Source organism: Rhodanobacter humi, assembly GCF_041107455.1.
Taxonomy (GTDB): Bacteria; Pseudomonadota; Gammaproteobacteria; order Xanthomonadales; family Rhodanobacteraceae; genus Rhodanobacter_A.
In genome coordinates this window covers 3,423,329-3,449,564 of the sequence record NZ_JBGBPY010000001.1, presented here as the reverse complement: position 1 = coordinate 3,449,564, position 26,236 = coordinate 3,423,329, and the positions used below count along the sequence as shown (strand labels likewise).

Annotated in this window: 23 protein-coding genes; 5 read left to right on the top strand and 18 right to left on the bottom strand. The window is 66.9% G+C overall.

Going from position 1 to position 26,236, the window contains the following annotated elements; genetic code table 11:
- Positions 1-9: 9 nt before the first annotated feature.
- From tagH to tssB, 18 genes are all read right to left on the bottom strand, one after another.
- The gene (gene tagH, locus AB7878_RS15350; RefSeq protein ID WP_369495195.1) at positions 10-1,305 is read right to left on the bottom strand and encodes a type VI secretion system-associated FHA domain protein TagH; all 1,296 of its coding nucleotides are present in this window, start codon (positions 1,303-1,305) and stop codon (positions 10-12) included.
- A gap of 2 nt (positions 1,306-1,307) precedes the next feature.
- Positions 1,308-1,865, bottom strand: coding sequence for a DUF6931 family protein (locus AB7878_RS15345; RefSeq protein WP_369495194.1), 558 nt, complete (start codon positions 1,863-1,865; stop codon positions 1,308-1,310).
- An 11-nt stretch (positions 1,866-1,876) separates the two neighbouring features.
- The gene (locus AB7878_RS15340) at positions 1,877-3,877 is read right to left on the bottom strand and encodes a type VI secretion system Vgr family protein (protein WP_369495193.1); all 2,001 of its coding nucleotides are present in this window, start codon (positions 3,875-3,877) and stop codon (positions 1,877-1,879) included.
- A 346-nt stretch (positions 3,878-4,223) separates the two neighbouring features.
- Positions 4,224-4,682: a PQQ-binding-like beta-propeller repeat protein gene (locus AB7878_RS15335; protein ID WP_369495192.1), complete on the bottom strand. Its 459-nt coding sequence runs from the start codon at positions 4,680-4,682 to the stop codon at positions 4,224-4,226.
- Positions 4,682-5,110, bottom strand: coding sequence for a hypothetical protein (locus AB7878_RS15330; protein WP_369495191.1), 429 nt, complete (start codon positions 5,108-5,110; stop codon positions 4,682-4,684). Before AB7878_RS15330 ends, AB7878_RS15335 begins: the two co-directional genes overlap by 1 nt.
- On the bottom strand, positions 5,107-6,495 hold the full coding sequence (locus tag AB7878_RS15325; RefSeq protein ID WP_439653806.1) for a tetratricopeptide repeat protein: 1,389 nt from the start codon (positions 6,493-6,495) through the stop codon (positions 5,107-5,109). The genes AB7878_RS15330 and AB7878_RS15325 overlap by 4 nt, the downstream gene beginning before the upstream one ends.
- Positions 6,496-6,503: 8 nt before the next feature.
- The gene (locus tag AB7878_RS15320; RefSeq protein WP_367844085.1) at positions 6,504-6,800 is read right to left on the bottom strand and encodes a PAAR domain-containing protein; all 297 of its coding nucleotides are present in this window, start codon (positions 6,798-6,800) and stop codon (positions 6,504-6,506) included.
- A 147-nt stretch (positions 6,801-6,947) separates the two neighbouring features.
- Complete coding sequence (locus AB7878_RS15315) at positions 6,948-8,069, bottom strand: PI-PLC domain-containing protein (RefSeq protein ID WP_369495190.1); 1,122 nt, start codon at positions 8,067-8,069, stop codon at positions 6,948-6,950.
- Between the two features lie 255 nt (positions 8,070-8,324).
- Positions 8,325-8,537 carry a hypothetical protein gene (locus AB7878_RS15310; protein ID WP_077480670.1) on the bottom strand — a complete coding sequence of 71 codons (213 nt, stop codon included), beginning with the start codon at positions 8,535-8,537 and terminating at the stop codon, positions 8,325-8,327.
- A 174-nt stretch (positions 8,538-8,711) separates the two neighbouring features.
- Positions 8,712-9,509 carry a hypothetical protein gene (locus tag AB7878_RS15305; RefSeq protein ID WP_369495189.1) on the bottom strand — a complete coding sequence of 266 codons (798 nt, stop codon included), beginning with the start codon at positions 9,507-9,509 and terminating at the stop codon, positions 8,712-8,714.
- A gap of 292 nt (positions 9,510-9,801) precedes the next feature.
- Positions 9,802-12,546, bottom strand: a complete 2,745-nt coding sequence (gene tssH, locus AB7878_RS15300) for a type VI secretion system ATPase TssH (RefSeq protein ID WP_369495188.1) — start codon at positions 12,544-12,546, stop codon at positions 9,802-9,804.
- Between the two features lie 201 nt (positions 12,547-12,747).
- Positions 12,748-13,785: a type VI secretion system baseplate subunit TssG gene (gene tssG, locus AB7878_RS15295; protein WP_369495187.1), complete on the bottom strand. Its 1,038-nt coding sequence runs from the start codon at positions 13,783-13,785 to the stop codon at positions 12,748-12,750.
- Positions 13,749-15,632, bottom strand: coding sequence for a type VI secretion system baseplate subunit TssF (tssF, locus tag AB7878_RS15290; protein ID WP_369495186.1), 1,884 nt, complete (start codon positions 15,630-15,632; stop codon positions 13,749-13,751). The genes tssG and tssF overlap by 37 nt, the downstream gene beginning before the upstream one ends.
- A gap of 5 nt (positions 15,633-15,637) precedes the next feature.
- Entirely contained in the window at positions 15,638-16,141 is a 504-nt protein-coding gene (gene tssE, locus AB7878_RS15285; RefSeq protein ID WP_369495185.1) for a type VI secretion system baseplate subunit TssE, read from the bottom strand.
- Between the two features lie 4 nt (positions 16,142-16,145).
- Entirely contained in the window at positions 16,146-16,943 is a 798-nt protein-coding gene (locus AB7878_RS15280) for a type VI secretion system accessory protein TagJ (protein ID WP_369495184.1), read from the bottom strand.
- Between the two features lie 53 nt (positions 16,944-16,996).
- Positions 16,997-17,500, bottom strand: coding sequence for an Hcp family type VI secretion system effector (locus AB7878_RS15275; RefSeq protein WP_077480658.1), 504 nt, complete (start codon positions 17,498-17,500; stop codon positions 16,997-16,999).
- A 205-nt stretch (positions 17,501-17,705) separates the two neighbouring features.
- Complete coding sequence (tssC, locus tag AB7878_RS15270; protein ID WP_369495183.1) at positions 17,706-19,199, bottom strand: type VI secretion system contractile sheath large subunit; 1,494 nt, start codon at positions 19,197-19,199, stop codon at positions 17,706-17,708.
- A 3-nt stretch (positions 19,200-19,202) separates the two neighbouring features.
- Entirely contained in the window at positions 19,203-19,721 is a 519-nt protein-coding gene (gene tssB / locus AB7878_RS15265; protein ID WP_369495182.1) for a type VI secretion system contractile sheath small subunit, read from the bottom strand.
- Positions 19,722-20,192: 471 nt separating this feature from the next.
- Between tssB and AB7878_RS15260 the strand changes: the two genes are divergently transcribed.
- From AB7878_RS15260 to AB7878_RS15240, 5 genes are all read left to right on the top strand, one after another.
- Positions 20,193-21,296 (top strand): Glu/Leu/Phe/Val dehydrogenase dimerization domain-containing protein, encoded by a 1,104-nt coding sequence (locus tag AB7878_RS15260; protein WP_369495181.1) that lies wholly within the window; start codon positions 20,193-20,195, stop codon positions 21,294-21,296.
- A gap of 309 nt (positions 21,297-21,605) precedes the next feature.
- Positions 21,606-21,875, top strand: a complete 270-nt coding sequence (locus tag AB7878_RS15255) for an acyl carrier protein (RefSeq protein WP_369495180.1) — start codon at positions 21,606-21,608, stop codon at positions 21,873-21,875.
- Between the two features lie 8 nt (positions 21,876-21,883).
- Positions 21,884-22,657 carry a glycosyltransferase family 2 protein gene (locus AB7878_RS15250; protein WP_369495179.1) on the top strand — a complete coding sequence of 258 codons (774 nt, stop codon included), beginning with the start codon at positions 21,884-21,886 and terminating at the stop codon, positions 22,655-22,657.
- The gene (locus AB7878_RS15245; protein WP_369495178.1) at positions 22,645-23,256 is read left to right on the top strand and encodes a LolA family protein; all 612 of its coding nucleotides are present in this window, start codon (positions 22,645-22,647) and stop codon (positions 23,254-23,256) included. Before AB7878_RS15250 ends, AB7878_RS15245 begins: the two co-directional genes overlap by 13 nt.
- Positions 23,253-25,613, top strand: coding sequence for an MMPL family transporter (locus AB7878_RS15240; protein ID WP_369495177.1), 2,361 nt, complete (start codon positions 23,253-23,255; stop codon positions 25,611-25,613). Before AB7878_RS15245 ends, AB7878_RS15240 begins: the two co-directional genes overlap by 4 nt.
- The last annotated feature ends 623 nt before the right edge of the window (positions 25,614-26,236 follow it).

The window sequence follows — 26,236 nt, the reverse complement described above, 5'->3', positions numbered from 1 at the left end:
TGCCCCGGGTCAGGGGCGGCGCGCCTGTTCCGCCCGTCGTACCGACTTCAATCGCGCCAGCTGTTCCTCGTAGGCGCGCGCGAACTCGTCGCCGAACAGGCGGCGGAAGCATTCGTCGGGATTGCCCATCAACTCCTCGAAGTGCTCGCGATAGCGGTCCCAGTAGCGGCCCTTGCCGCCGAACGCCGCACGCTTGGCGCCGCCGTCGGCCTCGTGCTCGAAACGGTCGGGATTGAAGTGCACCAGCAGCGATTCGAAGGCGGCGCGCACGCCGGCCAGCATTGCCATCTGGTGACAGCGGATGTCCTCGAAGGCGTCCTGGAACGCGGCGCTGCCGGACAGGAAGGCCGGCCCGGTGGGCGCCAGGATGCGCTGCACCGCCTCGTCCGCGGTGGGCGCGAACTTCAGCGGGTTGTTCTCCGAGCGCTGGATGATGGTCACCGGCAGGCGGAAGGTGTTCTTGATCTCGGCGCGGGCACGCAGCACGTCCATCACGCCGTCGGCCACGATGTGCAGGATCTGCTCCAGCTCTGCCGGCAAGGCCGTCGCCGCCGGCGCGGCAAACGCAGCGGCCGCCGGTGGCGCGGCGGGTGGCACGACAGGCGCGGCCGGCTCCGCCTTGGGCGCGAAATCGCCCATGGTCAGGTCCCAGTTCTCCGGCAGCACCTGCGCCTGGCGTTGCACGTCGGTCACCGGCGGGCGGAAGTGGTCGGCGCTGCCAGCCGTGTGGTTCCAGCTGGGAATCGGCGCCGACTGCGGCGGCGCGGGCTCCGCCACCGGCGTCGCGTAGGGCGCGTCGAGGAAACTCAGCGGGTCGAGGTCGCCGCCGGCCGCGGCGGAGTCGGGTATCAGGCTGGCGCCCGCGGCGGCGGCGGCCGGCGCCGGCGCCAGCAGGTCGGACAAGCCGAAATCCAGCGGATCGCCCGGCAGCGGCGCCGGTGCCATCGCCGGTGCGGGTGCGGCCGGCGCCTCGGCGGCCTGGCCCGGCGCCTGCACCTGCACCGAGATCTCGAAGGTGTCGATCTGCAGGCGGTCGCCGTCCTTCAGCGCGGAGGGTTCGCCCCTGGGCAGCGGCGCACCGTTGAGCAGCATGCCGTTGGTGCTGCGGTCCTCGATGAAATAGATGCCGTTGAGGTAGCGCACCATCGCGTGGATGCGCGACACGCCGGGCGCGCCGAGCACCCATTCGCAATCCTCGGAACGGCCGATGCTGCCGCCAGCCTCCGGAAAGACTTTCCGGCTGCGGCTGCCGAATTGCGCGGCCTGCCGGCCGAGTACCGCCAATGTCAGCGTCTGCATCGACACGCTCAGGCTCCCTTGCCGCCCGCGCCGGCCGCTTCGCCGGTGCCGAGCAGGTTCAGGGCGCGGGCGACGAACTCGGCGCGGCGTGCCGCGAAATGTTCGGCCACCAGCGCCGCCATCAGGTTGATCGCCGCCACCGTGGCGCAGGCGGTGAGCTGCTCCGGCGGCGGCACCGGCGTTTCCTGCGCGCTCGGCGCCAGGCTGCCGCCCGACCAGCCGGCCGCCGCGGCGAGCCACGCGCCCAGCGACTTGTAGCCACCGGAATTCGCGAACTCGTAGGCGGCGCGGCGGTTGCTCTCGGTGGGTTCGCGCACCCACTTCTCCGCCAGCGAGGCGCCGGCCTTGTCCTCCAGTTCCAGCGGCTGGTCGCGCGCGCACTGGCACAGCCACGCCACCGCGTAGCGCTTGGGCAGCAGTCGCGCCAGCAGCTTCAGCGCGTCCTGCGCCGCGCCGGCGTCCAGCAGCGACTGCACCGCCGCCTGCGCCGTCATCTCCGGGCGCAGCCGCGCGCTGGCCTCGGACGACAGGCCCATCTGCATCGATGCTTGCAAGATCGCGGACATGGCCTGCCTCCTCAGCCGATCATCGTGATGCCGCCGCCGAGCTTCGCCATGCCGTCGCCGGTCAACGTCAGCATCGCCCCCTTCACCGTGGTCATCGCGCCGCCCTCCACGTTCATCATCGCGTCCGAATGCACCTTCACGCTGGCGCCGGCGCCGATGTCCACCGTGGCCTGCCCGGCCATCTTCACCGTGGCGTCGCCGGTGATCTTGATGTTGACGCCCTTGATCTCGATGTCGCCCGACGCCTTCAGCGTGATGCTGGAGGCGCCGCAGACCAGGTCGATCTCGGTGCCGGCGTCGAGCTTGAACTTCTGGCCGATCGTGGTGGTGCCGTTGGCGGTGACGTCGAGTTTGTCGTCGTTCTGCACGGTGACCTTGCGGTCGTGCTTGATCGTCTCGGTCTGGTCGTTGTCGACGGTGAGCGTCTGGTTGTTCTTCACCTCCACCGTCTCGTCGTGGTCGATCGTCACCACGTGGTCGTTCTCGACCTCCTCGTGCATGTCCTTCTGCGCGTGGATGATGAAGTCCTCGCTGCCCTGCTTGTCCTCGAAGCGCAGCTCGTTGAAGTCGTCGGTGCCGCCAAGCAGGCTGCGGCTCTTGATGCCGCTCTGGGTCTTGCTGTCGGGCAGGCCGTAGGGCACGGTGTTCGCGGCGTTGTAGACGCTGCCGATGATCAGCGGTCGGTCCGGGTCGCCTTCGAGGAAGCTCACCACCACTTCCTGGCCCACGCGCGGGATGCTCACCGCGCCCCAGCCCTTGCCGGCCCACGGCGAGGCCACGCGCACCGGGCAGGAGCACTTCGCGTTCGGCTTGTCCGGCATGTTCCAGTGGAAGTTCACCTGCACCCGGCCGTACTGGTCGACGGCGATGTCCTCGTCGGTGTCGCTGCCGGTGACGATGGCGGTCTGCAGGCCGGCGACCTTCGGCTTCGCCGTCCTGATTTCCTTGCGGAACGGAATGCTGCCCGGGATGGCGCGGAACTGGCACTGGAACTCGAGATGGTTGCCGCTGCCCGAGGCGTGGCCAGCGCCACGCAGATAGCTCTGGGTGGCGGTCAGCAGGTATTCCTGGTTGAGCTCCTGACGCGAGTAGTCGCTCAGGGTGAACAGGTTGCCGGCCTCCGCGCCGCAGGCGTCGGTGGTGCCGTGGTAACCGGAGCGCGCGGCGGTCAGCGCCTCGGCGCGCACGCTGGCGTAGTGCTGGCCCACGCTCGCGTCCCCGTGCGCGCCGGGGAAGTCGAAGGCGGTGTGGGTCGTCGTCGGCTGGTTGCCGTCGCTGGTGTGCGAGGAGAGCAGCGAGGCCTTGGGCGTGAGCGGGTTGTAGTCGGTCAGCTTGAAGGTGGCGCCGTCCACGCCGCGCACCGCCCCGAACGTGGCGACCGTCGCCGCCTTGCCCAGCGCACCGCCTGCACCGGCCGCGAACGGCACCTTCTTGAATTCGTCGATGGCGGCATGCGCACCCACGCCATCGGCCAGCACCATGGTGTGCTTGCTGCTGTCGTGGGTGAAGTAGTAGTAGATGCCTTCCTGTTCCATCAGGCGATGGATGAAGCTCAGGCAGTCTTCGCGGTACTGCACGCAGTAGTCACGCTGCGCGTAATTGCCGGTGAGACTGTTCTTCACGTCGGTGTAGCCGGATTCCTCCAGCAGCTTCTGGATGATGTCCGGGGCGGTCATCTCGGTGAAGATGCGGCAGTCGACGATCTGTTCCAGCAGCCACGGCCTGGGCACCAGGGTGACCGCGTACTGCGCGTAGACCAGGGTGTCGACGGTGGCGACGCCGGTTTGCGAGGCCTCGCAGACCATGCCGTTGAAATGGCGCTTGAAACCGTCTTCCAGGGTCAGCGTCACGGTCATCGACGAACCCAGCAGCGAGGTCAGGTCGATGCCCGCGTCCGTGCTCTCGAACTGCAGCTCGAACCGGAACAGCTCGCCCAGTTCCTCGTCCGCGCTCATGCCGACGAACAGCAGGTTGTCGCATTTGCCGGAAGTGATCTTGATGGGATCGCTCATGCGACTACGCTCCTGGGAAATGGTCGGAGCCGGTCATGCCAGCGGTATTCCCGCAAGGCCGTGCCTCCCGCGCGCCTCGCCCGGACGGCCCGCAGCGCAGGGATGCAGGGCAACGGAAGCGCCGCCGGAACACGGGGCGGACATGCGAACTGGCAAGGCGAGCGACGGGCGGCATGGGAACTCCTCCCCCTGTAATGCGCAATTGAGCGGCATTTCGGGTCACGCGCCGTGAAAATCGCCCCGGCGTCGACCCAACCGCCTGACCGACGAGGCTTTTCCGGCAGCGCGAACGCCGGCAACGAACCCTGCCGCCGCGACCGTCGCCAGGCACCGCGCCGTACCTGCCCTATCGACCTTCCCCCGCCATGGCCGCTGGGCGGCACTTCCGGTCCAGCGGCACGCGTCGGCCGCCGATCGTGAGGCGGTCGTTCCCGAGACGGGTCGGTCCATTGAAAGGGTGGCTGCGCCACAACACGCGACAGCTCTTCGTGTCCACCGCGTACAGGCGGTTGTTGCCGCCCGAATACGTCGGCACGTACAGGATGCCGCCGCCCAGCGCCACCGGGGCCTCGACGATGGCTACCTCGTCGCTGACGGTGCAGGCAGGCGCACTGCCCGTCGTGATCCGCAGCGGCCCCTGCCATGCGGTCGGATGCAGCGCATCGTCGGCCGCGCCGAACGCCACCGACACGTCGCCCAGCCTGCCCACGCCGCCGACGATGCCCATGGGCGCCAGATGGCAGGCACCGGCAGCGGCCGGGGCCAGCGCCAGGACAAGGATCAGCAGGCGACCGGGAACTCGCATCAGCGCCCCTCCGGCACGGGCTTCGCGTAATAGTCGACCTTGGGCAAGTCGCGATGATTCCACGACCAGTTGATCCCCGTCTTCTCCCGTCCCACACCGCCCAGCCGCCCCCAGTAGCCGACGGGATATCGGCTGCCTGCTGGCGTGGAAACGATCACCACCACATGCCCGTGCCCGGACGCCTTGAGGCCGGCGACCACGAAGAAACCGCGGTTGGCGTAGCTGATCGCCAGCGCGGGATCGCTGCCCAGATCGATCCAGCCGCTGGCCTTGGCACCCATCGCGTCGACCATCGCATTGGCGTTGCCCGACAGGGCAATGCCGAGATCCTCGGCCACCGCGTGGACGAAGCCACTGCAGTCGCTCTTCCAGCGGGGCCATTCCCGCCGCGATACCGTTTCAATGGCGGATTCGGGAGGCGCGCTCACGTCGCGCTCGCCGGGCCCGCATCGCCGCCGCGGCGCGCCAGCACCACCCAACTGCGTACCGGCTGGCCGAATTCCTTGCGCAGGCTGTCCTCGGAGATGCGGATATCGTGGAAGCACGCTCGTTCCAGTGCGTGCAGCACGTGGGCGCGCGAGTGACGGTAGCGCCCGCTGGCGGTGAGCGTCACGCGATCTCCCTCGCCCTCTTCCGCCTCCAGCGAGAACGCCAGCCAGCCGCCCGGCCGCAACGCCGCGTGGGCTGCTGCCAGCACCGTGCCCAGCTCGCCGAAATACACCAGCGTGTCGGCCGAGAGCACCACATCCCAGGCGCCGGGCTGCTGCAGGTAGGCGGTGAGTTCCGCCACGTCCAGCGCGTCGTAGCCGCCACGCTGGCGCGCCTTCTCCACCATGCCGCCGGAAAGGTCCACGCCCACCAGCCGGCGCGCATAGGGACGCAGCAACGGTGCGCACAGGCCGGTGCCGCAGCCGGCATCCAGCACGTCGAGTGCGGCGTCAGGCGCCGGCAACACCGTGCCCAGCACATCCACCAGCACCTGCGGCGCGCGGTAGTCGAGGTTGTGCAGCAGTTGTTCGTCGAAGCTGTCAGCGAAGCGGTCGAAGATGTCGCGCACATAGGCGTCGCCCGCGCGCTGCGGCGCCTCGGCGCCGCCGCAGGCCGCCAGCATGTGGCGCGGGATCGGGTTGTCCGGCTCGCGCGCCACCCAGTCGCGATACACCTGCACGGCTTCGTCGGTGCGCCCCAGCACGTACAGCGACACGCTCAGCGCCTCCAATGCCTGCACGAAACGGGGTTCCAGCGCGTAGGCCTCGCGGAAGCGCGCCACCGACTGCTCGATGTGCTCGAGGTTCTGCGCGTGGTTGCGCAGGAACAGCCCCAGCAGGTAGTGCCCCTGCGCGTAGCGCGGTGCCTGCCGCAGCAGCTTTTCGTAGGCCTCGAAGGCTTCCTGCGGGCGCTCCTGCGCCTCCAGCACCACGGCGAGATTGCTCAAGGCATTGTGATGCTGCGGACCGCACTCCAGCGCCTTGCGGTAGCAGGCCTCCGCCTCGCGCAGACGACCGCATTCCTTGTGGATGTTGCCGAGGTTGTTGTGCGCGTCCGGGTGCTTCGGCGTGACCTGCAGCGCGGTGCGGATCAGCTCCACGCCCTCGTCGCTGCGTCCGCACTGATGGCACAGCACACCGAGGTAATGCAGCGCGTCGGGTTGTGCCACGCGCAGGTCCAGCACCTCGCGGTACAGTCGCTCTGCGGTGTCGAGATCGTCGACCTGGTGTGCCTGCATCGCCTGTTGCAGCACGACGCGCCAGTCCGGCGCCGCCGTGCGCGCGGCCGACGGACGGACGACAACCTGCGCCGAGTCGCGGTGCATGCGCCGACTCACGCGATCAGCACGGTGAAGCAGCCCAGCACGATCGTGCCGCCGTGCGCACAGGAATCACCCAGCCGCGCGGCGGGCTGCCCGCCGATCAGCACCGTGGGCGAGCCCATGACGATGCTGTCCGGCGGACCTACGCACACCGCCATGTCGCCCAAGCGTGCCGCTGGCAGGCCACCGATCAACACGGTGGGTGCTCCGGGCGACACGATAGGCCCGCCCACGTGCGGAATGGGTGGGACCCCCGGTGTGACCATCGGGCAGACATGCATGTCGGTAAGGCGGGCGGCGGGTTGCATAGGTATGGACTCCTCCAGCCATCAATGCGCAATCACGCTGGAAATCTGGTCACTACACCCTCTTTTTGAGGATCCATCCAGCCAATAAACATCCGAGATAAGTGACCTGACCCTAGTTTTTGGCCAGTGGCCCGCGTACCGCCGTGGTCAGAGATTTTCGATGGCATGACCCGATTGCTGCATCAAGGTCTCGAGCATCTCGCTCCTGACGCGATTCAGGTTGTAGACCGTCACGCACTTCTGGTAGTCGGCGAAGTCGATCATGACGATGTTGGGCGTGAAGCTCGTCCAACTGTTCTTGTTGGCCACGTAGTAGCGACTGTTCTTGGTGTAGAGGTCCTTGAAGCTCAGCGCACCGAGCTGGTTGATCATGGCCTTTTTGTAGCCGGCCTCCCACACGTCACGCAGGGCCTGCACATTCACGCCCGTCCACATCTTGTCGTTGCGGGCCTTGATGTCGCCCAGCATGCCAGTGGTGGTCCAGTACATCATGCCCATGGCGTCACGGTCGCACGAGGTGCCGCCACCCATCGTCGCCGCCTGCTTCTTGGTGTTCTTCTTGATGTCGTCGGTGTTGCTGAACTTGCCGAAGTACTGCAGGCCGTGGAACTCCTTCTGGTACTGGCGCGACGTCTTGGTCTCCTTGTTGAAGAGCTCGCCGAAGGACAGGCAGCCGCTGTAGATCTGGCCGCGAATGACGAAGCCGAGCTTCTCCAGTTCCTTGGGATCGAACAGCGTGATGACCTTGCCCGCCAAGCTTCCGACCGTGCGCGTGTTGAGGTTGATCGCCGCGCCACCTGACTTGTTGTAGTTGAACTGCGTGTCACCCAGCACGCGCACGCAGGTGTCGACCACGTCCTTCAGGTTGTAGCACTTGGAGAACTTCAGGATCAGGAACTCCGACGGGTTCGCCACCACATAGGTCTTGGCCTGCGTGAGCATGTCCGACAGCGTGTCCTGGCCCCAGCCGCCCAGGTGGGACACGTTCTGGTGCGACTGGACTTCACCGGGCTTGGCACCCATGTGCTTGTTGTCGATGACACCCTTGCCAAGGTGGTAGGACTTCTGGTCGAGAGATCCGTCGCTGCGCTTGACGGTGGCAATGCGCATGTCGAAGAAGCGCACACCGGCATTGGCCTGCTCGCCGATGTTCAGGCTCTGGGTGATGACGTTGCTCTTGCCCTGACCGTAGATGCCGGCGTCATGCGAGCCCGGGAAGACGATTTGGTTGAGCTGCTTGCTGGTGTAATTCTTGAGGAAGGCAGTCAAGGCACGCACTCCGTTGAAGTTATTGAGGCTCGAATGACACGAACCCGGGGCCAGGTTGAGTTATCCATCACAGACAAGGAAGCGAATCCGACCCTGTTTTTGGACCCAGCTTTGAAGGAAGTCCGCAGGTATCGACCTCTATGTCCGGGACGAATGCCAACGGAGGCAGGTTTAGTTACTTTCATTCAGCCAATAAACATTAAATATATAAGTGAACCTGACCCCGTTTTGGCTGTCTTGCAAGCAGCGCGACCTTCAGATCTCGACGCCGTTGGTCGGCTCGGTGTTCTTCCGCTGGATTGTGCCCACGCGAACGGTATTGACCAATGCCACACTTCCACCCACCTCCGCCAGCTTGGCATCCACGATGAACGCCTTTTCCTGAGCATCAGAGTATTTCTTGATGTAGCGCCAATATGTATTGGCGCCCGCGTTGATAACCAGATAACAACTGCTGTGTCCAGGCATGCTTCATTCCTCATCGACTGATATGCGATGGCGGTTTTGGAAACGGCATAAGGTGCGCAATCGCGACCGCCCCGACAACTCGCCACCCACTCAATAACCAAACGAACCCGCCTTTCAAAAGTGCACTCTAACCCCTGTTTCGACCCCTGTTTTGACCTGTTTTGCAGCGGAGTCTCAGACCGTATTCAACACGGTCGCATTGCCGTTGTCACGGCAGAAACCGCTTTTAACCGTGTACAGCACATCCGTACCCTGTCCGCCGTCAACAATCGAAATCACCGTACACGGCGCGGTACTTTCCCAATGACCAGGATCACGCCGATCGGCCGGCACCGCAGCGGAATAGTTGATGCCATGCATCAACTCCCCAAGCCGCGCCTGCTCGGCCACCGAGGGCCGAGGATTGGGCACGATGCGCAGGGGCATCACGTTGGCAAGGCAATGCGTGGTAAAGCCACGATTGTTCCACGCGATCCAGCGACAACCGATCCAGGACACGGAAATGCGAAAGTCGACGCTCCTGTCGACATCCTCCTGAAGCTTTTTCGCCACTTCGACCAGAGGTTTTCCGGCAATCCATCCTGGGGAATCGTCGTAGGCCGACTGAAAATGCGCGTTACACTTGTATTGCGAGAAGAACAACACACTAGGCATGGCGCTTCCGGCAAAATGCGAAGCTTTCTTCAGAACGTAGCGCGTCTCGTCAGCGATGGACTTATCATTCAGGAGCTGCAGTTCTCGCCCCTTGAGTCGCCGCTTGATCTCATCGAGCCATGCCTGCCGATAGGTCGGCTCAAGGGCATCCCAATCGCCCGGCCCTCGGCTTACGAACAGGCAGCTTTTCAGATCCTTGCCGAGCAAGCGATAGATAGTGGCGTCCTTTTCGGACACCTTCCAGCCATCGGCGCCTTCCAGCGCCGTCGCAAGGTTGAAGACGGCCTCACCAGCGTGACGTGCTTCGATTTCCGGCATGACTAAGGGAATCCTTATCGTCAACATGTACCAAAACGGCCGCTCACCCTTTGCTTCAGGCAACCGTATAGGAGAAATTGTCACCAGCGAGAAACGGGGTCAGGTTCACTTATGAATCGCCACCTCAAGCAAACGCATACGAAAATCCGGCATCCCCGCCCCAACCTTCACCCCCGTCATCGCACGCCCTCGATCATCCGGTTGAGGAACTCTCGCGAGATATCCGGCAGCATGGTGTTGGTCAGGATGGCGTCGATCAAAAACGGGGTCAGGCTCACTATCTGCCGATGCCTCACCCAAACCCATACGAAAACTCCCCGTCCGTCACCCCCACCTGCACCTTCGCAATCTGCTCACCCGCAATCATCTTCGTCAAAAACGCCCGCGAAATATCCGGCAGCATCGAGTTGGTCAGAATCGCATCGATCATGCGCCCGCCCGATTCCGTCTCGGTGCAGCGCGCGACCACCAGCTTCACCACGTCCTCGCTGTACTCGAACGGGATCTTGTAGCGCGCCTCGACGCGCTTCTTGATGCGGTTGATCTGCAGCTTGACGATCTTGCCCAGCATTTCAGGGCTGAGCGGGTAGTACGGGATGGTGACCAAGCGTCCAAGCAAGGCGGGCGGGAAGATCTTCAGCAGCGGCTCGCGCAAGGCCTTGGCCATGCCGTCGGGCTCGGGCATCAGTTCCGGGTCCTTGCACATGCTGGCGATGAGCTCGGTACCGGCATTGGTGGTGAGCAGGATCAAGGTGTTCTTGAAGTCGATGCTGCGGCCTTCGCCGTCCTCCATCACGCCCTTGTCGAAGACCTGGAAGAAGATCTCGTGGACGTCGGGATGGGCCTTCTCGACTTCGTCCAGCAGCACCACGGAGTACGGCTTGCGCCGCACGGCTTCGGTGAGCACGCCGCCCTCGCCGTAGCCGACGTAGCCGGGAGGCGCGCCCTTGAGCGTGGAAACGGTATGCGCTTCCTGGAACTCGCTCATATTGATGGTGATGATGTTCTGCTCGCCGCCGTACAAAGCTTCGGCCAGCGCCAGTGCGGTTTCGGTCTTGCCCACGCCGGAGGTACCGGCGAGCATGAAGACGCCGATCGGCTTGTTCGGATCGACCAGGCCGGCGCGCGAAGTCTGGATGCGCTTGGCGATCATCTCCATTGCGTGGTCCTGGCCGATGACGCGGGCGCCCATCAGCTTGGCCAGGTTCATCACCGTCTCGACTTCGCTCTTGACCATGCGCCCGACCGGGATGCCGGTCCAGTCCGACACCACCGAGCCCACCGCCTGCTGATCGACCGAGGCAAGGATCAGCGGGTGCTCGCCCTGCAGTTCGGCGAGCTGCGCCTGCAGGCCCTTCAATTGCTCGAGCGCCGCCGCGCGTTCGGCGCCATCCAGCGGGGCATCACCCGCCACCGGCGCGGGCTTGGTTTCGGCCTCCTGGTTGGCCGACTCCTCCAACGCGCTGCCGGTGCCTTCGACCGGCGCCGTCGAGCCGCGCAGCTTCGAGCGGATGTCGAGAACCTTCTCGACCAGTGCCTTCTCGGTCACCCAGTTCGCTTCCAGCGTTTCCAGCCGCGCCTTCTGCGTCGCCAGCTTCTCGCTGGCGGCTTCCTCGCGCGAGCTGACATCCACGCCGACATTTTTCTCGCGGGCGATGATGCCCAGCTCGGTTTCCAGCGCCTGGATGCGCTTGCGCGTGTCGTCCACCTCGGCCGGCACGGCGTGCTGGCTGATCGCCACGCGGGCGCAGGCGGTGTCGAGCAGGCTGACCGACTTGTCCGGCAGCTGGCGGGCTGGGATGTAGCGGTGCGACAGCTTGACCGCGGCCTCCAGCGCCTCGTCGAGGATCTGCACCTTGTGGTGCTTCTCCATCACGCTGGCGACACCGCGCATCATCAGGATCGCCTTCTCCTCGCTGGGTTCGTCGATCTGCACGGTCTGGAAGCGGCGGGTCAACGCCGGGTCTTTTTCGATGTGCTTCTTGTATTCGGCCCAGGTGGTGGCACCGATCGTGCGCAGGTTGCCGCGCGCCAGCGCGGGCTTGAGCAGGTTGGCGGCATCGCCGGTGCCGGCGGCACCGCCAGCGCCGACCAGGGTGTGCGCCTCGTCGATGAACAGGATGATCGGCCTGGTGGACGACTGCACTTCCTCGATCACCTGCTTCAGGCGGTTTTCGAATTCGCCCTTCATGCTGGCGCCGGCCTGCAGCAGGCCGACGTCGAGCACGCGCAACTGCACGTCCTTCAGCGGCGGCGGCACGTCGCCGATGGCAATGCGCATGGCGAAACCCTCGATCACCGCGGTCTTGCCCACGCCGGCTTCGCCGACCAGCATCGGGTTGTTCTGGCGCCTGCGCATCAGGATATCGACCAGCTGACGGATCTCGTCGTCGCGACCGACGATCGGATCCATCTTGCCGCTGCGCGCCTGCTCGGTGAGGTCAATGGTGAATTGCGCCAACGCCTCCTGCTTGCCCATCTGCGCGGGCGACATCGCGCCGCTGGCCTCGCCCGGTGCGGCGCCACCCATGTGGAAGCCGTCGCTGGCGCTCTGGCCGTCCTCGGGCGAGCCGGCCACCACCTCGGCGAACTTCTCCACCAGTGCCTCGGGCTTGATCTTCTCGAACTCCTTCGAGACGCCGAGCAGCGTATTGCGCAGATGGCGCAGTCGCAGCACGCCCACCATGAGATAGCCGGTGCGCACCTGCGCCTCGCCGAACATCAGGGTGGCGAACACCCAGCCACGCTCGACGGCTTCCTCCACGTCGCTGGAAAGGTCGGAGATGCTGGTGGAACCGCGCGGCAGCCGGTCCAGCGCGTCGGTGACGTCGCGCGCGAGGTTCGACGGGTTGAGGTTGAACTGCTTGACGATGCGGTGCAGGTCCGAGTCCTGCAGTTGCAGGATCTGGTGGATCCAGTGCACCAGCTCCACGTACGGGTTGCCGCGCAACTTGCAGAACACGGTGGCGCTCTCGATGCCCCGGTACGCCAGCTTGTTGAGCTTGCCGAACAGCGCGCTGCGACTGATTTCTGCCATGGATCTCTACCCCTGAAGTGGTGATGGCGGCTGCGCGATCGCGGCCGCGACGAAAGCGGGCTCCCTCCCCTGCTTGCAGGAGAGGGTTGGGGTGGGGTGCTTTTCGGCCAACGGCCCAAAGCTCACCCCCTCCCGACCTCCCCCTGCACGCAGGGGGAGGAGAAAAAAACCGGCTCGGTGCGAAAAGTCGAAGCCCATCGCCTAGCCCACCGGCTGCAGGATCACGTGGTCCGCATCGGCATCCCGGCGCGGCTCGCCCATCCAGGTGGAAAGCCCCATGCGCCCGGACTGGCCCAGCTTCGTGGTCGGCACCTCGGCGCGCTTGAGCACCAGCTGCACGTCCCAGGCCTTCTCCTCGCCCACGTAGGTCTTCACCGCCGCCACCAGCTGGCGCAGCGCCTCGCCGCCGGGCAGGAAGTTGTTGAACTCGGCGCGCGTCAGCGGCCCGAGCCGCAAGCGGAAGCGCTGCTGCGAGCCCCACACGTATTCGCCCAGTACCGCGGTGCTGCCCAGGCCGGCCACCTCGGGCGAGGCACCCAGTCGCAGGTGCGCTTCGTGCGGCAGGCGCATCCAGCTCGCGACGAACTCCAGCACGCGTACGGGAATGCGGAAGAAATGTTCCAGCAGGCCGCGCAGCCCCTCGGCATTGCGCGCCTGCGCCACCAGGCGGCCGGCGAAGAAGCGCTTGTACTGGTCGGGCAGCGCGTCGCGCGCCTCCAGCCCCCGCGTGGACAAGCCCACCAGCGCACCCATGTACAGGCGGAAGCGGTCCTCGTCGGGGCGGTCGAGCTGCACGGTGGGCTGCGCGCTGGCCCAGGCGCGGTAGAACAGGCTCAGCATGCGGTGATGGAAGATGTCGGCGAACGCGACCAGGGTGGAATCCTTGGCGTTGCGCTGGCGATCCATCGCGTATTCGGTGAGGTGCAGCGGCAGCGGCGCGTTCGGCCCGAACAGGCCGAAGAACAGGCCGTGCAGCCGGGCCGGCCGGCCTTCGGCGGCGGGCTCGTAGCGTTCGACACCGCTTGGCGCGAACGCCAGCGAGGGCGTGTGGCACAGGCGCACGGCATCCTCCGCCGGCTTGGCGGATTCGCCCAGCCGCGGCCGCTCCGGATGCGCGCACTCGAGCCGGCGTAGCGCCTCGAAGAACTCGAAGCCCTGCGGCTGCTCCCGCAGCGCGAGCTCGAGCTCGACGCGAGCCGGCACTACAGGATCTGGCGCTTGCCGAGCCGTGCCGGCCATCGGGCCACCTCGTTGCGTTCCAGGGTGCGCAGCACGGTTTCAGTGAAGGAGTTCACCGAGACGTGCCGCGCGAAGAAGTGCTGCATCACCGCGCCGAGCAGGAAGGCGCCGGTGCCTTCGAAGGCACCGTCGTCGCAGGTCAGCGTGATCTCCAGTCCGCGGCCGAAGCTGATCGGCCCCGGCACCGGGATGCGCCGCACCACCGATTGCGAACCCACCGCCTTGATGCCCTCGATCTGGCGGCGCGCGGCGGCATCGAATTCGTCGCAGTACAGCGTGAGCATCTCGCGCAGCGCCGACGCGCCCTCTTCGCCGCCGTCGCCCAGCAGCGAGACGTAGTTGAGCTGCAGGTGGCTGATCAGCCGCCACGCGGTTTCGCCGTTCGCGGTCGGCGCGCGCGGCTTGGTGGGACCGGCCACGCAGCGGATCGAGGCCACCGGCGCGCCGGTGTCCAGGGTGAAATCGGTGCGCGACTTGCCCACCGGCATCTGCAGCGGCAGGTCGCGGTTGGTGCACAGCAGGCGCATGCCGATCTGGCGCAACTGCGTGGCATACGGTGCGTCGTTGGCGTCGACCAGCGCGATGAACACCTCGCTGCCCACGTAGCTGGAGCGCGCGCCGTGCAGGCGCTGGCGCGCGGACAGCAGGCGCGGTTCGCGGCGGATGGTATGGAACGCGGCGGCGCCGCTGTGCCAGGTGCGCTCGTCGCTGCCGTAGAACGGCTGGAAGCGCTGCTCCGGCTCCTGGCGGTCGCCGAAGCCTTCCACGTCGGCGACACTGTGGATCTCGAAATCCATCGGCCGGGTGCGGTCGGCGAGGATGTGGTACTCGGTGCGCCCCGGCTGCAGGTGGATGCGGTCGGCGCGGCGCGGAAACAGGTTGATCGCCGGCGTGCAGAACAGCCGGAAGTTGCCCGCGTCCACCGCGTTGTGCAGGCGGCTCACGCTGCGGTCGAACAGCGTCACGATCTCGAATTCGCAGGCCGACGAGCGCGCCAGCACCGGCTTCAGCCCGGTGAACACCGCGAACAGGAAGCGCTCCGGGCAGGCGAAGTATTCCTGCAGCAGGCGGTAGCCGCTGAACGAGCGGTCGGTGTACGGCAGCAGCGCCTCGTCGTCGGCGAAGCCCTTGTCGCGGATGCAGCTGCCGTCGAAGAACTCGCTGACCAGCCCGCCCGCCCCCGGCGTGCGCACCAGGTAACCCACCGCGTTGCCGAGCAGCTGCTCGTACAGGCGCTTGGGCAATTCGTCGGTGCCGGCGATGAACAGCGGCAGCTCGTCCAGCGCCAGCATGTTCGCCTGCGCGCCGGCGGTGACGGTGAACTTCAACCGCAGGCCGGCGCGTACGGTCTTGTTCGCCGGCAGCGGCACGCCCGCGGCGGCCAGCGCGGCCGGCGTCTCGAAGTACTTCGCCTCGGCCAGTTCCAGCGGCCACAGCGCGACGTCGTGCGCGGTGCGGTATTCGCAGGCGGTGCGCTCGTCGTGACCGGTGAGCCCGCGCAGCGCGGTCTGCCGCGCCACCACCGGACCGGTGGCCAGCGCGCTTTCCTTGATGTCCGGGTTCAGCTGCACCACCGCCATCGAAGGCACCGGTGCGAGGTAATGCGGGTAGATCATCTCCAGCAGATGCTGGGTGAACACCGGGTGCTGCGCGTCCAATTTCAACTGGATGCGCGCGGCAAGGAAGGCGAAACCCTCCAGCAGCCGCTCCACGTAGGGATCGGCGCACTCGAAGCCTTCCAGGCCGAGGCGGCCGGCGATCTTGGGGTATTCGCGCGCGAACTCGCCGCCCATCTCGCGGACGTGCTGCAGCTCGCGGTTGTAGTAACGGAGCAGGCGCGGGTCCATGACGCTCAACCAAAGCTCTCAGAGACGTTGAACCGCCCGGTCTCCAGATCCACCTCGGTCTTGAGGTAGAGGTTCAAGGGAATCGGCTGCGCCCACATCTCGGAGGCGATGTTGAACACCAGCGACTGGTGGTCCATGCGCCGGCTGTCCGCCTGCACGGTGACCTGCAAGGTGCCGGGCGTCAGCCGCGGCTCGAACGCGAGGATGGCGTCGCGCACCTTGCGCTGCAGCGCGTCGGCCTTGATGCCGGACAGCGCCGCACCGGTGAGGTCGGGAATGCCGAAGTTGAGCACCGAGCTCGCCACCTCCGGGTAATCCGCCAGTTCGGCCTCGGCGCCCAGGTTCACGCAGTTCAGCAGCCAGGACATGTCCCGCGTCACGCAGTCGCGCAGGCGCGTGGCCGAGATCACCCGCTTCTCGCGGCTCTCGTCGGCCTTGCCGGGCTCGTCATCGGTGAGGCGGTCGAGCAGCGAGGGCTGCAGACGTTCCTGGGTGGTCAGCTCGGCCATGCTTTCAGGCCGCGTTGAACGTGATGCTGCGGATGTCCAGCAGCGGGTACTCGCCGGCATCGGTGGCCAGCATGCGCTGGCCGCAACCGGCGAAGCATTCGCCACCGAGATCGCTCCAATCGGTGCGCCGCGCCAGCACCAGTTCGCCGTCCGCTGCCCGCTCGGAACCGGGGTAGCGGCACGGCACGAAACCCACCGCTTGGCCGCCGTTGCTCCAGGTCACCTGCACCGGCGCCCACACCTTGTCGCGCAGGTCGGCAGGCGCCTCGAACACCAGCTTCTTCAGGCGCGTGAACGGCACCCAGGCGTAGCCGCCGTTGACGATCATCTCCAGGCACGGGCCAAAGCGCGGATCGGCATCGGCGATCCACTCGAACGGCGTGCCGTCGATTTCGCCACCCACCGCCTCGGCCTGTTCGAAGGCCTGCTCGCGCAGCGGTTGCGCCTGCGCATGCCGGTCCTCGGCCTGCAATTTCAGCGACTGCAGCAGCAGCGCCAGCCATTGCGCGGGCTCGCCGATCACCATCGGCGAGCGCGTGCCGGCCATCACCTGCTGCCGCTCCAGCTCGCCGGCCAGTGCACGGCTGTAGGCTTCCACCATCAGCGTGTTGAGCGGGTCGAGCTCGCCGCTCACCTTGAGCTGGTTCTGCGCCCGCTCCCACTGCCCCAGCACGGCCAGCAACTGGAACAGGAACACCCGCGCCTTCGCATCCGCGGGGTTGCCGCGCACCTGCGCGGTCAGGCCTTGCAGCGCCTCGTCCAACCGGCCTTCTTTCAGCATGTTCTCTGGGGTCATGCACACACCCGGCTAGTGGAAGATGGATGGAACGAGGAACTGCAAGGTGCCGATCAGGCTCAGGCGCTGGCCACCTTCTGGATGTCGTAGGTGAAGTCCTTGGTACCGCCGTCCTTCGCGCCCTTGTCGTCCTGCGGCTGGAACGAGTACTTGAACTTGCCGAAGTGCAGGGTGATGTTCTCGGTGAGCTTGTCCTCGCCGCCGCTGCCGCCGGTGGATACCGAGGTCACCAGCACGCCCTCGGAGAGTTCGATGGTGAGGAAGTCGGTCTGCTCGCCGGTGGCGTTGGTGACGTACAGCCACGCGTTCTCGAGGCGGCCGCCGGTGCAGCAGGCGTTGAGCAGCGCGTTGGAACAGCCGTCCACGTACTTGGTGAGGGAGATGTCCTGCACGTGTGCCTTGCCGCCGCTGGCCGCACCCGCGCCGGTATGCAGATCGCCGGTGTTGCTCACGCCCCACGACCACGCCAGGATCGGCACGTCGCCCTTGTGCACCTTGTGGTTGGATGCCCCCTTGATCTCGACCTTGCCCTTGCCGAACTTGATGTGCATGTCGAATGCCATGAACCTTCTCCTCGATCACCTGTTGATGAATTGATTTGCCCGGCTGGGCTGCGCCCTTGCCGATCGCCTCGTGCCCGTCGCCACCCTCCCCGCGATGCCGCGCAGACGATGCCTTGCATTTCCGCCGATGTCCGACGGTGTCGTTCTGTCTCCTGCCGCCCATGCAGGTGTGACCGCATGGGCGACCGCAGCCGGGATCGGACCGTCAGGCCTTGGCTGCCGACGGCAACCGCGACACCAGCCGCAAGGACACGGTGAGGCCTTCCAGCTGGTAATGCGGCTTGAGATAGAACTTCGAGGTGTAGTACCCCGGCGCTCCCTCCACTTCCTCCACCACCACTTCGGCCGCCGACAGCGGCTTGCGCGCCTTGGTCTCCTCGCTGGAGTTGGTCGGATCACCGTCGACGTACTGCATGACCCAGTTGGTCAGCCAGCTCTGCATCTGCTCGCGACTGCTGAACGAACCGATCTTGTCGCGCACGATGCACTTCAGGTAATGCGCAAAACGGCTGGCTGCGAACAGGTACGGCAGGCGGCAGCTCAGTGCCGCGTTGGCCGTGGCGTCCGGATCGTCGTACTCCTCCGGCTTGGCCAGCGATTGCGCGCTGATGAACGCCGCCATGTCGGAGTTCTTGCGATGCACCAGCGGCATCATGCCCATCTTGTCCAGCTCGGCCGAGCGGCGATCGGTGATCGCGATCTCGGTGGGGCACTTCATGTCCACGCCACCGTCGTCGGTCGGGAAGGTGTGCACCGGCAGGCCTTCCACCGCACCACCGGACTCGATGCCGCGGATACGCGAACACCAGCCGTATTCCTTGAACGAGCGGTTGATGTTCACCGCCATCGCGTAGGCGGCGTTCTGCCAGGTGTACTTGGACGAATCGGCGCCGGAGGTGTCCTCCTCGAAGTCGAACTCCTCCACCGGGTCGGTCGCAGCGCCGTACGGCAGGCGCGCCAGCGTGCGCGGCATGGCCAAGCCAAGGTACTTCGCATCGTCGGACTCGCGCAGCGAGCGCCAGGAGGCGTACTCGGGCGTGGAGAAGATCTTGGCGAGGTCGCGCGGGTTGGCCAGCTCGCTCCAGCTGTCCATGCCCATCAGGGTGTGGTTGGCCGAGGCGATGAACGGCGCGTGCGCGGCCGCGGCCACCTGGCCGATGCCGGCGAGCAGCTCCACGTCGGGCGGGCTGTGGTCGAAGTAGTAGTCGCCGACCAGGCAGCCGTAGGGCTCGCCGCCCAGCTGGCCGTACTCTTCCTCGTACATCTTCTTGAAGATCGGGCTCTGATCCCACGCCGTGCCCTTGTAGCGCTTCAGCGTCTTGCCCAGCTCCTTCTTGGAGATGTTCATCACGCGGATCTTCAGCTGCGTGTCGGTCTCGGTGTTGTTGACCAGGAAATGCAGGCCGCGCCAGGCGCTTTCCAGCTTCTGGAAGTCGGCGTGGTGCATCACCAGGTTGAGCTGCTCGCTGATCTTGCGGTCCAGCTCGGCCACGTACGCGTTGATGGTCTGGGTGACGTCGTCGGAGACGATGTCGGCCTTGTTCAGCACCTGCTCGGCGAGCGTGCGGACGGCGGATTCCACCTCTTCCTTCGCGCGGTCGCTCTTGGGCTTGAATTCCTTGCTGAGCAGCGCGGCGAAATCGTCGGGTACCAGGGTCTGGGTTGCACCGCCCTGTTCGGCCAGTTTCTCGGTTGCCATGGCTTACTCCCCGTCCTTGCCGGCATCGCCGGGCTTGGCTGCGGACACCAGCGACTGCAGCAGCGCCGGATCGTTGATGGCCTGCGCGATCAGCTTCTCCGCGCCGGCCTTGCCGTCCATGTAGGTGCCGAGGTTGGCGAGCTGGGTGCGCGCCTCCAGCAGCTTGGCCACCGCGCCCACCTTGCGGGCCACCGCGGCGGGCGAGAAGTCGTCCATGCTCTCGAAGGTGATGTCCACGTTGAGGTTGCCCTCGCCGGTGAGCGTGTTCGGCACCGCGAAGGAGACGCGCGGCTTCATCGACTGCAGGCGGTTGTCGAAGTTGTCGACGTCGATCTCCAGCGCCTTGCGCTCCTCGATCGGCGGCAACTCGGCGTTGTTGCTGCCGGACAGGTCCGACATCACGCCCATCACGAACGGCACCTGGACCTTCTTCTGTGCGCCATAGACCTCGACGTCGTACTCGATCTGCACCCGCGGCGCGCGGTTCCGCGCGATGAACTTCTGACTGCTCTGCTTGGCCATGCGATGTCTCCCGGGACGTAGGTACTGCCTGATTGCAAGGTGCCGGCTTGCCGTGCACGCGAACTGCCGCAGGGAGGACTCAGGCGCACGATGGCCTCGTGCGCTCCGGTTCCCCGCCGAGCCTGATCCCGGGGCGCATGCCACACCGGCACGCGCAGGCATGGCCGGTGCGGCGGAACGATCGCCGCCGAGTTTTCCTCTCACTACCCAATGCGCAGCGACGCGTGAAAGACAGGCACGCCCACCGGAAACATTCAGCAAGCATTCACGTTTCGGGCCATGCACAGACCCCGGTCTTGCTGCGCCGCCGCACGGCCCGCGCGGGGCGCCGTACTAGAATGTTCGACTTGGTTCGTCGCACCGGCCCGTCCGGAGCGACGCATTCGTGCAGTTGCTGTTCCCCGGCGGCCATCGCTGCGATGCCGTCGTCCTGGATGCCTGCGGGCACCTCTCCATGGAGTCGCCGTACCAATGATTTTCGAAACCATCGCCAACACGGGTCACGAAGAAGTCGTCTTCTGCCACAACAAGGACGCCGGCCTGAAGGCCATCATCGCGATCCACAACACGGTGCTGGGCCCCGCGCTCGGCGGCCTGCGCATGTGGCCGTACAAGACCGAGCAGGAGGCCGTGAACGACGTGCTGCGCCTGTCGCGCGGCATGACCTTCAAGAACGCCGTGGCCGGCCTGAACCTGGGCGGCGGCAAGGCGGTGATCATCGGCGATCCTTCCAAGGACAAGTCCGAGGCGCTGTTCCGCGCGTTCGGCCGCTTCGTCAACTCGTTGAACGGCCGCTACATCACCGCCGAGGACGTGGGTATCGACGTCAACGACATGGAATACGTGTTCCGCGAGACCGAGTACGTCACCGGCGTGCACCAGGTGCACGGCGGCTCGGGCGACCCCTCGCCGTTCACCGCGTTCGGCACCTTGCAGGGCCTGATGGCCGCGCTGCACTTCAAGCACGGCAACGAGGACGTGGGCAAGTACAGCTTCGCCGTGCAGGGCTGCGGCCACGTGGGCAGCGAGTTCATCAAGCTGCTGCGCGAGCAGGGCGCCAAGGTGTTCGTCACCGACATCAACAAGGATGCCGTGCAGCGCTGCGTGGACGAGCTGGGCTGCGAGGCCGTGGGCCTGGACGAGATCTACGACGTGGATGCCGACGTGTACAGCCCGTGCGCGCTGGGCGGCACCGTCAACGAGCAGACCATCGACCGCATCAAGGCGAAGATCATCTGCGGCGCGGCGAACAACCAGCTGGCCACCGACGCGATCGGCGACGAGCTGCAGAAGCGCGGCGTGCTGTACGCGCCGGACTACGCGGTGAACGCCGGCGGCGTGATGAACGTGTCGCTGGAGATCGACGGCTACAACCGCGAGCGCGCGATGCGCATGATGCGCACGATCTACTACAACCTGGGCCGCATCTTCGAGATCAGCAAGACCCAGAACGTGCCCACCTACAAGGCCGCCGACCGCCTGGCCGAGGAACGCATCAACGCCATCGGCAAGATCAAGCTGCCGCACATGGGCAACAACGGCACCCGTTTCCAGGGCCGCATGCGCGGCCAGTAAGCCGCCTTGCCCCAGGCGGCTTCCACCGCCCGGATTGCACGAAAGGCCGCCGCAAGGCGGCCTTTTCGTTGCCGCCGCCCTGCCGTCCGTCATGCCCGGTCGGCGGCAGGGCTCTGTTACAATGCTCGATGTGGCGGCGCGCCGGCCCGGTCAGCATCCGCGACACAGGGGATCCATCTCGTCGGGAAGACCGGCATCGCCGATGCCGGTCCGGGCAAGGTGCCGCCGGTGGCGGCCGCCCGTCCCGCACGGAACAGCCGCCCCGGAAGGCGTCACGACACGCATGGAACAACAAGAGCAGAACGCGATATGAGCACCATCCTGGCAACCGGCATCAGCGACACGGACATCCTCGAACGTCTGCGCGAGGTGCTGCGCGACACCTTCGAGATCGAGCCGGCGCGGGTCACGCCGTCCGCCCATCTGTTCACCGACCTCGGCCTGGACAGCATCGACGCGGTGGACCTGGCGATCCAGGTGCAGGAGATGACCGGCATGCGCATCAAGCCGGAGGATTTCAAGAACGTGCGCACCGTGGGCGACGTGGTGGGCACGGTGCGCGGCCTGCTCGAACGCTGAGCCGGGCCATGCCGGATGCCTGCGGCCGCTTCGCCCCCTGCGCGCTGATCCCGATCTACAACCACGGCAGCACGATCGCGGCCACCGTGCGGGCGTTGCGTGCGCATGGACTGCCCGTGCTGATCGTCGACGACGGCAGCGACGCCGCCACGCGCGCCGTGCTCGACGCGCTGGCGCAGGAGGCCGATGGCGTGCGTCTGCTGCACCTGCCGCACAACCAGGGCAAGGGCCGCGCCCTCAGCACGGGCCTGCTCGCCGCCCGCACGGCCGGCTACAGCCACGCGTTGCAGATCGACGCCGACGGCCAGCACGACGCCGCCGACGTGCCGCGCTTCCTTGCCGAGGCGCGCGCGCAGCCCGGGGCGCTGGTCTGCGGCGCCCCGATCTACGACGCCAGCGTGCCGCGGGCACGGTTGTACGGGCGCTACGTCACCCATGCCTGCGTCTGGCTGGAAACCTTGTCGCTGGCGATCCGCGACTCGATGTGCGGCTACCGCCTGTACCCGCTCGCGGCCACCTGTGCCGAGATCGCGCGCAAGCCGTTGCCCGCGCGCATGGATTTCGACACCGAGGCCGCGGTGCGCCTGGTCTGGCGCGGCGTGCCGGTGGTGAACCTGCCGACCCGGGTGATCTATCCGGAAAACGGGCTGTCCCACTTCCGCATGTTCCGCGACAACCTGCGCATCTCGGCGATGCACACGCGGCTGTTGCTTGGCATGCTGCCCCGGGCGCCGCGATTGTTGTGGCGCCGCCTTCGTGGAGAACGCGCATGCGTCGCCTGATGTTTCTGTTGTTGCTCGGCTGCCTCGTGCCGTTCGCCCATGCACAGACCGACAACACCTTGCTGCAGAACGTGCTGGCCGAGCTGGGCCGGCACGCCGCGGTACGCGCCGACTTCACCCAGACCCGCAGCAATCCCGCGCTGGCCAAGCCGCAGGTGAGCGAAGGCCGGCTGCTGTTCGTACTGGGCCACGGCATGCTGTGGCAAACCGTTTCGCCCTACCAGGAAACCATCGCGCTCACCGGCAGCCGCAGCGCGCGCATCGATCCCGACGGCAACGCCCATCCCATGCGCGGCGAGCGTGGCGTCAGCCAGGTTTCGCAGATGCTGCAAGGCATGCTGGGCGGCAAAGTGGACGAGGCGCTGCGCCAGTTCAACGTCGAGGCCAGCGGCACGCCCGCGCAGTGGACGCTGCGTTTCGTACCGAAGCAGGAACGCGTGGCGCGCGTGCTGGGCAGCATCGAGCTGCAGGGGAACGACTACCTGCAAGGCATCACCATCGCCATGCAGGGCGGCGCCCGCACCGAGATCCGCTTCGCGCACACCCGCGACGCCGGCCCGCTGGTCGCGCTGGAAAAGCGCGCGCTCGGCCTGCCATGACGCCGCGCACGCTCAAGCTGCGCGCCGGCCTGTTCGCCGTCGCCACCGTGCTGGTCGCCGCACTGGGCGCTTGGCTGCTGTTCGGCCGCGGCCCGCTGCCGATCCAGACCGACCTGCTGGCGATGCTGCCCGCCACCGAGCAGAACCCGCTGGCCGAGGCCGCGGTGGAACGGCTGGCCCACGCCAACGGCGACCGCATGGTGCTGGTGGTGGAAAACGCCGACGACGCGCGCGCCAAGGACGCCGCGCGTGCGCTGGGCAAGGCGCTGGCTGCGCAGAAGGTGTTCGGCGCGGTCACCACCGAGCTGCCGCCGTTCGACCTGCAGCAACTGCTCGCCCCCTACCTGGCGCACCGCGACTGGCTGCTCACCGACGCCGACCGCGCCGCGCTGGCGCAGCCGGACTACGACGCCGCGCAAGCGCTGGCCCAACGCCTCAACGAGCCCTTCCTCACCGGCGTGGGCGTGCCGCTCGCCGCCGATCCGTTCGGCTGGCTGCAGCACTGGCTGGCGCAGCAGCCGTGGAGCCGCTCGCCGCTGCTGCCGGAGGACAACCTGCTGGTCGCGCATCGCGACGACACCACCTGCGTGCTGGTCACCGCCACACTCGACGGCTCGTCCTACGACGACGACGTGCAGCGCCGCGCGCTGGGCGCCCTGCGTGCGGCGGAACAGCAGATTGAACGCGACTACCCCGGCACCCGCCTGCTGCGCACCGGCGCGGTGTTCTACGCCGCCGCCGCGCGCGCCGGCGCCGAGCGCGACGTGCACATGGTCGGCTGGATCTCCTCGATCGGCATCGCCCTGCTGCTGCTGGCCGTGTTCCGCTCGCCCCGGCCGCTGCTGCTGGCCTTCCTCTCCACGGCGGTGGGCGTGGCCGCGGCCACCACCGTGTCGCTGCTGGTGTTCGGCCAGATCTACCTGCTCACCTTGGTGTTCGGCGCGGCACTGCTCGGCGAAGCGGTGGACTACTCGATCCAGTACCTCAGCGCGCGCGCCAACGCCGGCGCGCACTGGCAAGCAGGTGCAGGCCTGCGCCAGGTGCGCGCCGCCCTGCTGCTGGCGCTGGCCACCTCCCTGCTGGGCTATGCGCTGCTGGGGCTGGTGCCGTTCCCCGCGCTGCGCCAGATGGCGGTGTTCGCAATCAGTGGCATGAGTGCCGCCTGTCTCAGCGTGTTCTGGTTGCTGCCTGCCCTGCTGCAGCGCCCGTCGAAACCGATGGCGCCCGCGCTGGTACACGGCGCGCGCGCGCTGCAGCACGTGCTGGCCAAACCGGCGAGCGGCTGGCGCGGCGCGTTGGTGGCGCTGCTGTTGCTGCTGATCGCCCTGCCCGGTTGGACGCAACTGCGCCACGACGACGACGTGCACAACCTGATCGCCCAGCCCGCCGCGCTCACCACACAGGAAGCACGGATTCGCGAAATCACCGGGCTGGGCAACGGCAGCCAGTTCTACCTGGTGCAAGGCAAGGACAGCGAGCAGACCCTGCAGCGCGAGGAAGCGCTGGAGACGCGCCTGCAGGCCCTGGTCGACGACGGCAAGCTGGACGGATGGTTGGGCCTCGCCGGCATGGTGCCCTCGCAGACGCGACAGGCGCGGGATCACGCCCTGCTCGCGCGGCTGTTCGACGATCCCGCGCGCCTGCGCAAAGTGCTGGCGGATGCCGGCTTCCGCGCCGACGCCATCGACGCGTACCTCGCCGCCTGGCCCGGCACGCCGCTGCAACTGGACGACTGGCTGAAGACGCCGCTGTCCACCCCGTTCCGCCAGCTGTGGATGGGCTGCCGCGCGCAGGGCTGCGCCTCGCTGGTGCTGCCGCAAGGCGATGCCGGCGACGCCTTGCTGGCGCAGGCGGCCACCGGCCTGCCCGGCGTGCAGCTGGTGGACAAGCCTGCCAGCGTGTCGGCGCTGTTCGGCCGCTACCGCGGCTACGCCAGCGTGTGGCTGCTTGCCGCGATGCTGCTGATCGTGCCGGTGTTCGGCTGGCGCTACGGCTGGCGCCGCGCGCCGCGTGTGCTGGCACCGCCGGTGCTGGGCATCGCGCTCACCCTCGCTGCGCTGGGCTACCTCGGCCAGCCGTTGACCCTGTTCCACTGGATGGCGCTGATGCTGGTACTGGGCGTGGGCGCGAATTACGCGGTGTTCCTGCACGAGGGGGAGCCGCACACGGCGGATCGGCCGGGGGCGATGTACGCGAGCGTGCTGCTTTCCGCGCTCACCGCGTTGCTCTCGTTCGGCTTGCTGTCGCTTTCTTCGTTGCCGGCGCTGAGGGATTTCGGGTTGACGCTGCTGCTGGGCATCGCGTTTACCGCGTTGCTTGTTCCGGCTAGCCGGGCTGGCGATGAGGTATTGCCATGAGCTCTTGGCGAGATGGCCGGCCTACGGCCGGGGTTTCGTGCCCCTGTCGGGGCGCGAGTTACTTTTCTCTGCGTGGCCAGAGAAAAGTAACCAAAAGAGAGGCCACCCCGGTGCGGCGCCCTACGGGCATCCTGCCCTCCGGGTGCGTGAGTCTCGGCCGGGCTTTTCGACGGGGCTCCTGCCCCGGCGAAAAGTGTGCGGCATCCCTGCCGCACACCCTGCGGGCCTTTTCGTCCGAGCCTCACCGCCGCACAGGGGCCCCGGCAGAGCAGCGCGCTTCCTGCGCGCATTCTTCAGAAAAGCCACAACAAAAGCTCAAGCAAAAGCACGAACACTGCACACTCTCGCTCCTTCGTCGCGCAGCGGCGACCCGAGTGCGCGCAGGAAGCGCGCCGCTCTACCCGGGGCCCCTCGGACGCGGCGGGTGGATGGAGGACCAGCCCGCAGGGTGGCCGACAGGAGGTCGGCCAGTTTTTCGACAGCACAGGACGTGCTGCCGAAAAACCCCGGAATCCACCCGCGCACCCGCAGGGCAGGATGCCCGGAGGGCGCGTCCGCGGGGTGCCGTTTCTCTTGGTTACTTCTCTTTGGGCACGCAAAGAGAAGTAACTCGCCCGCCGGCA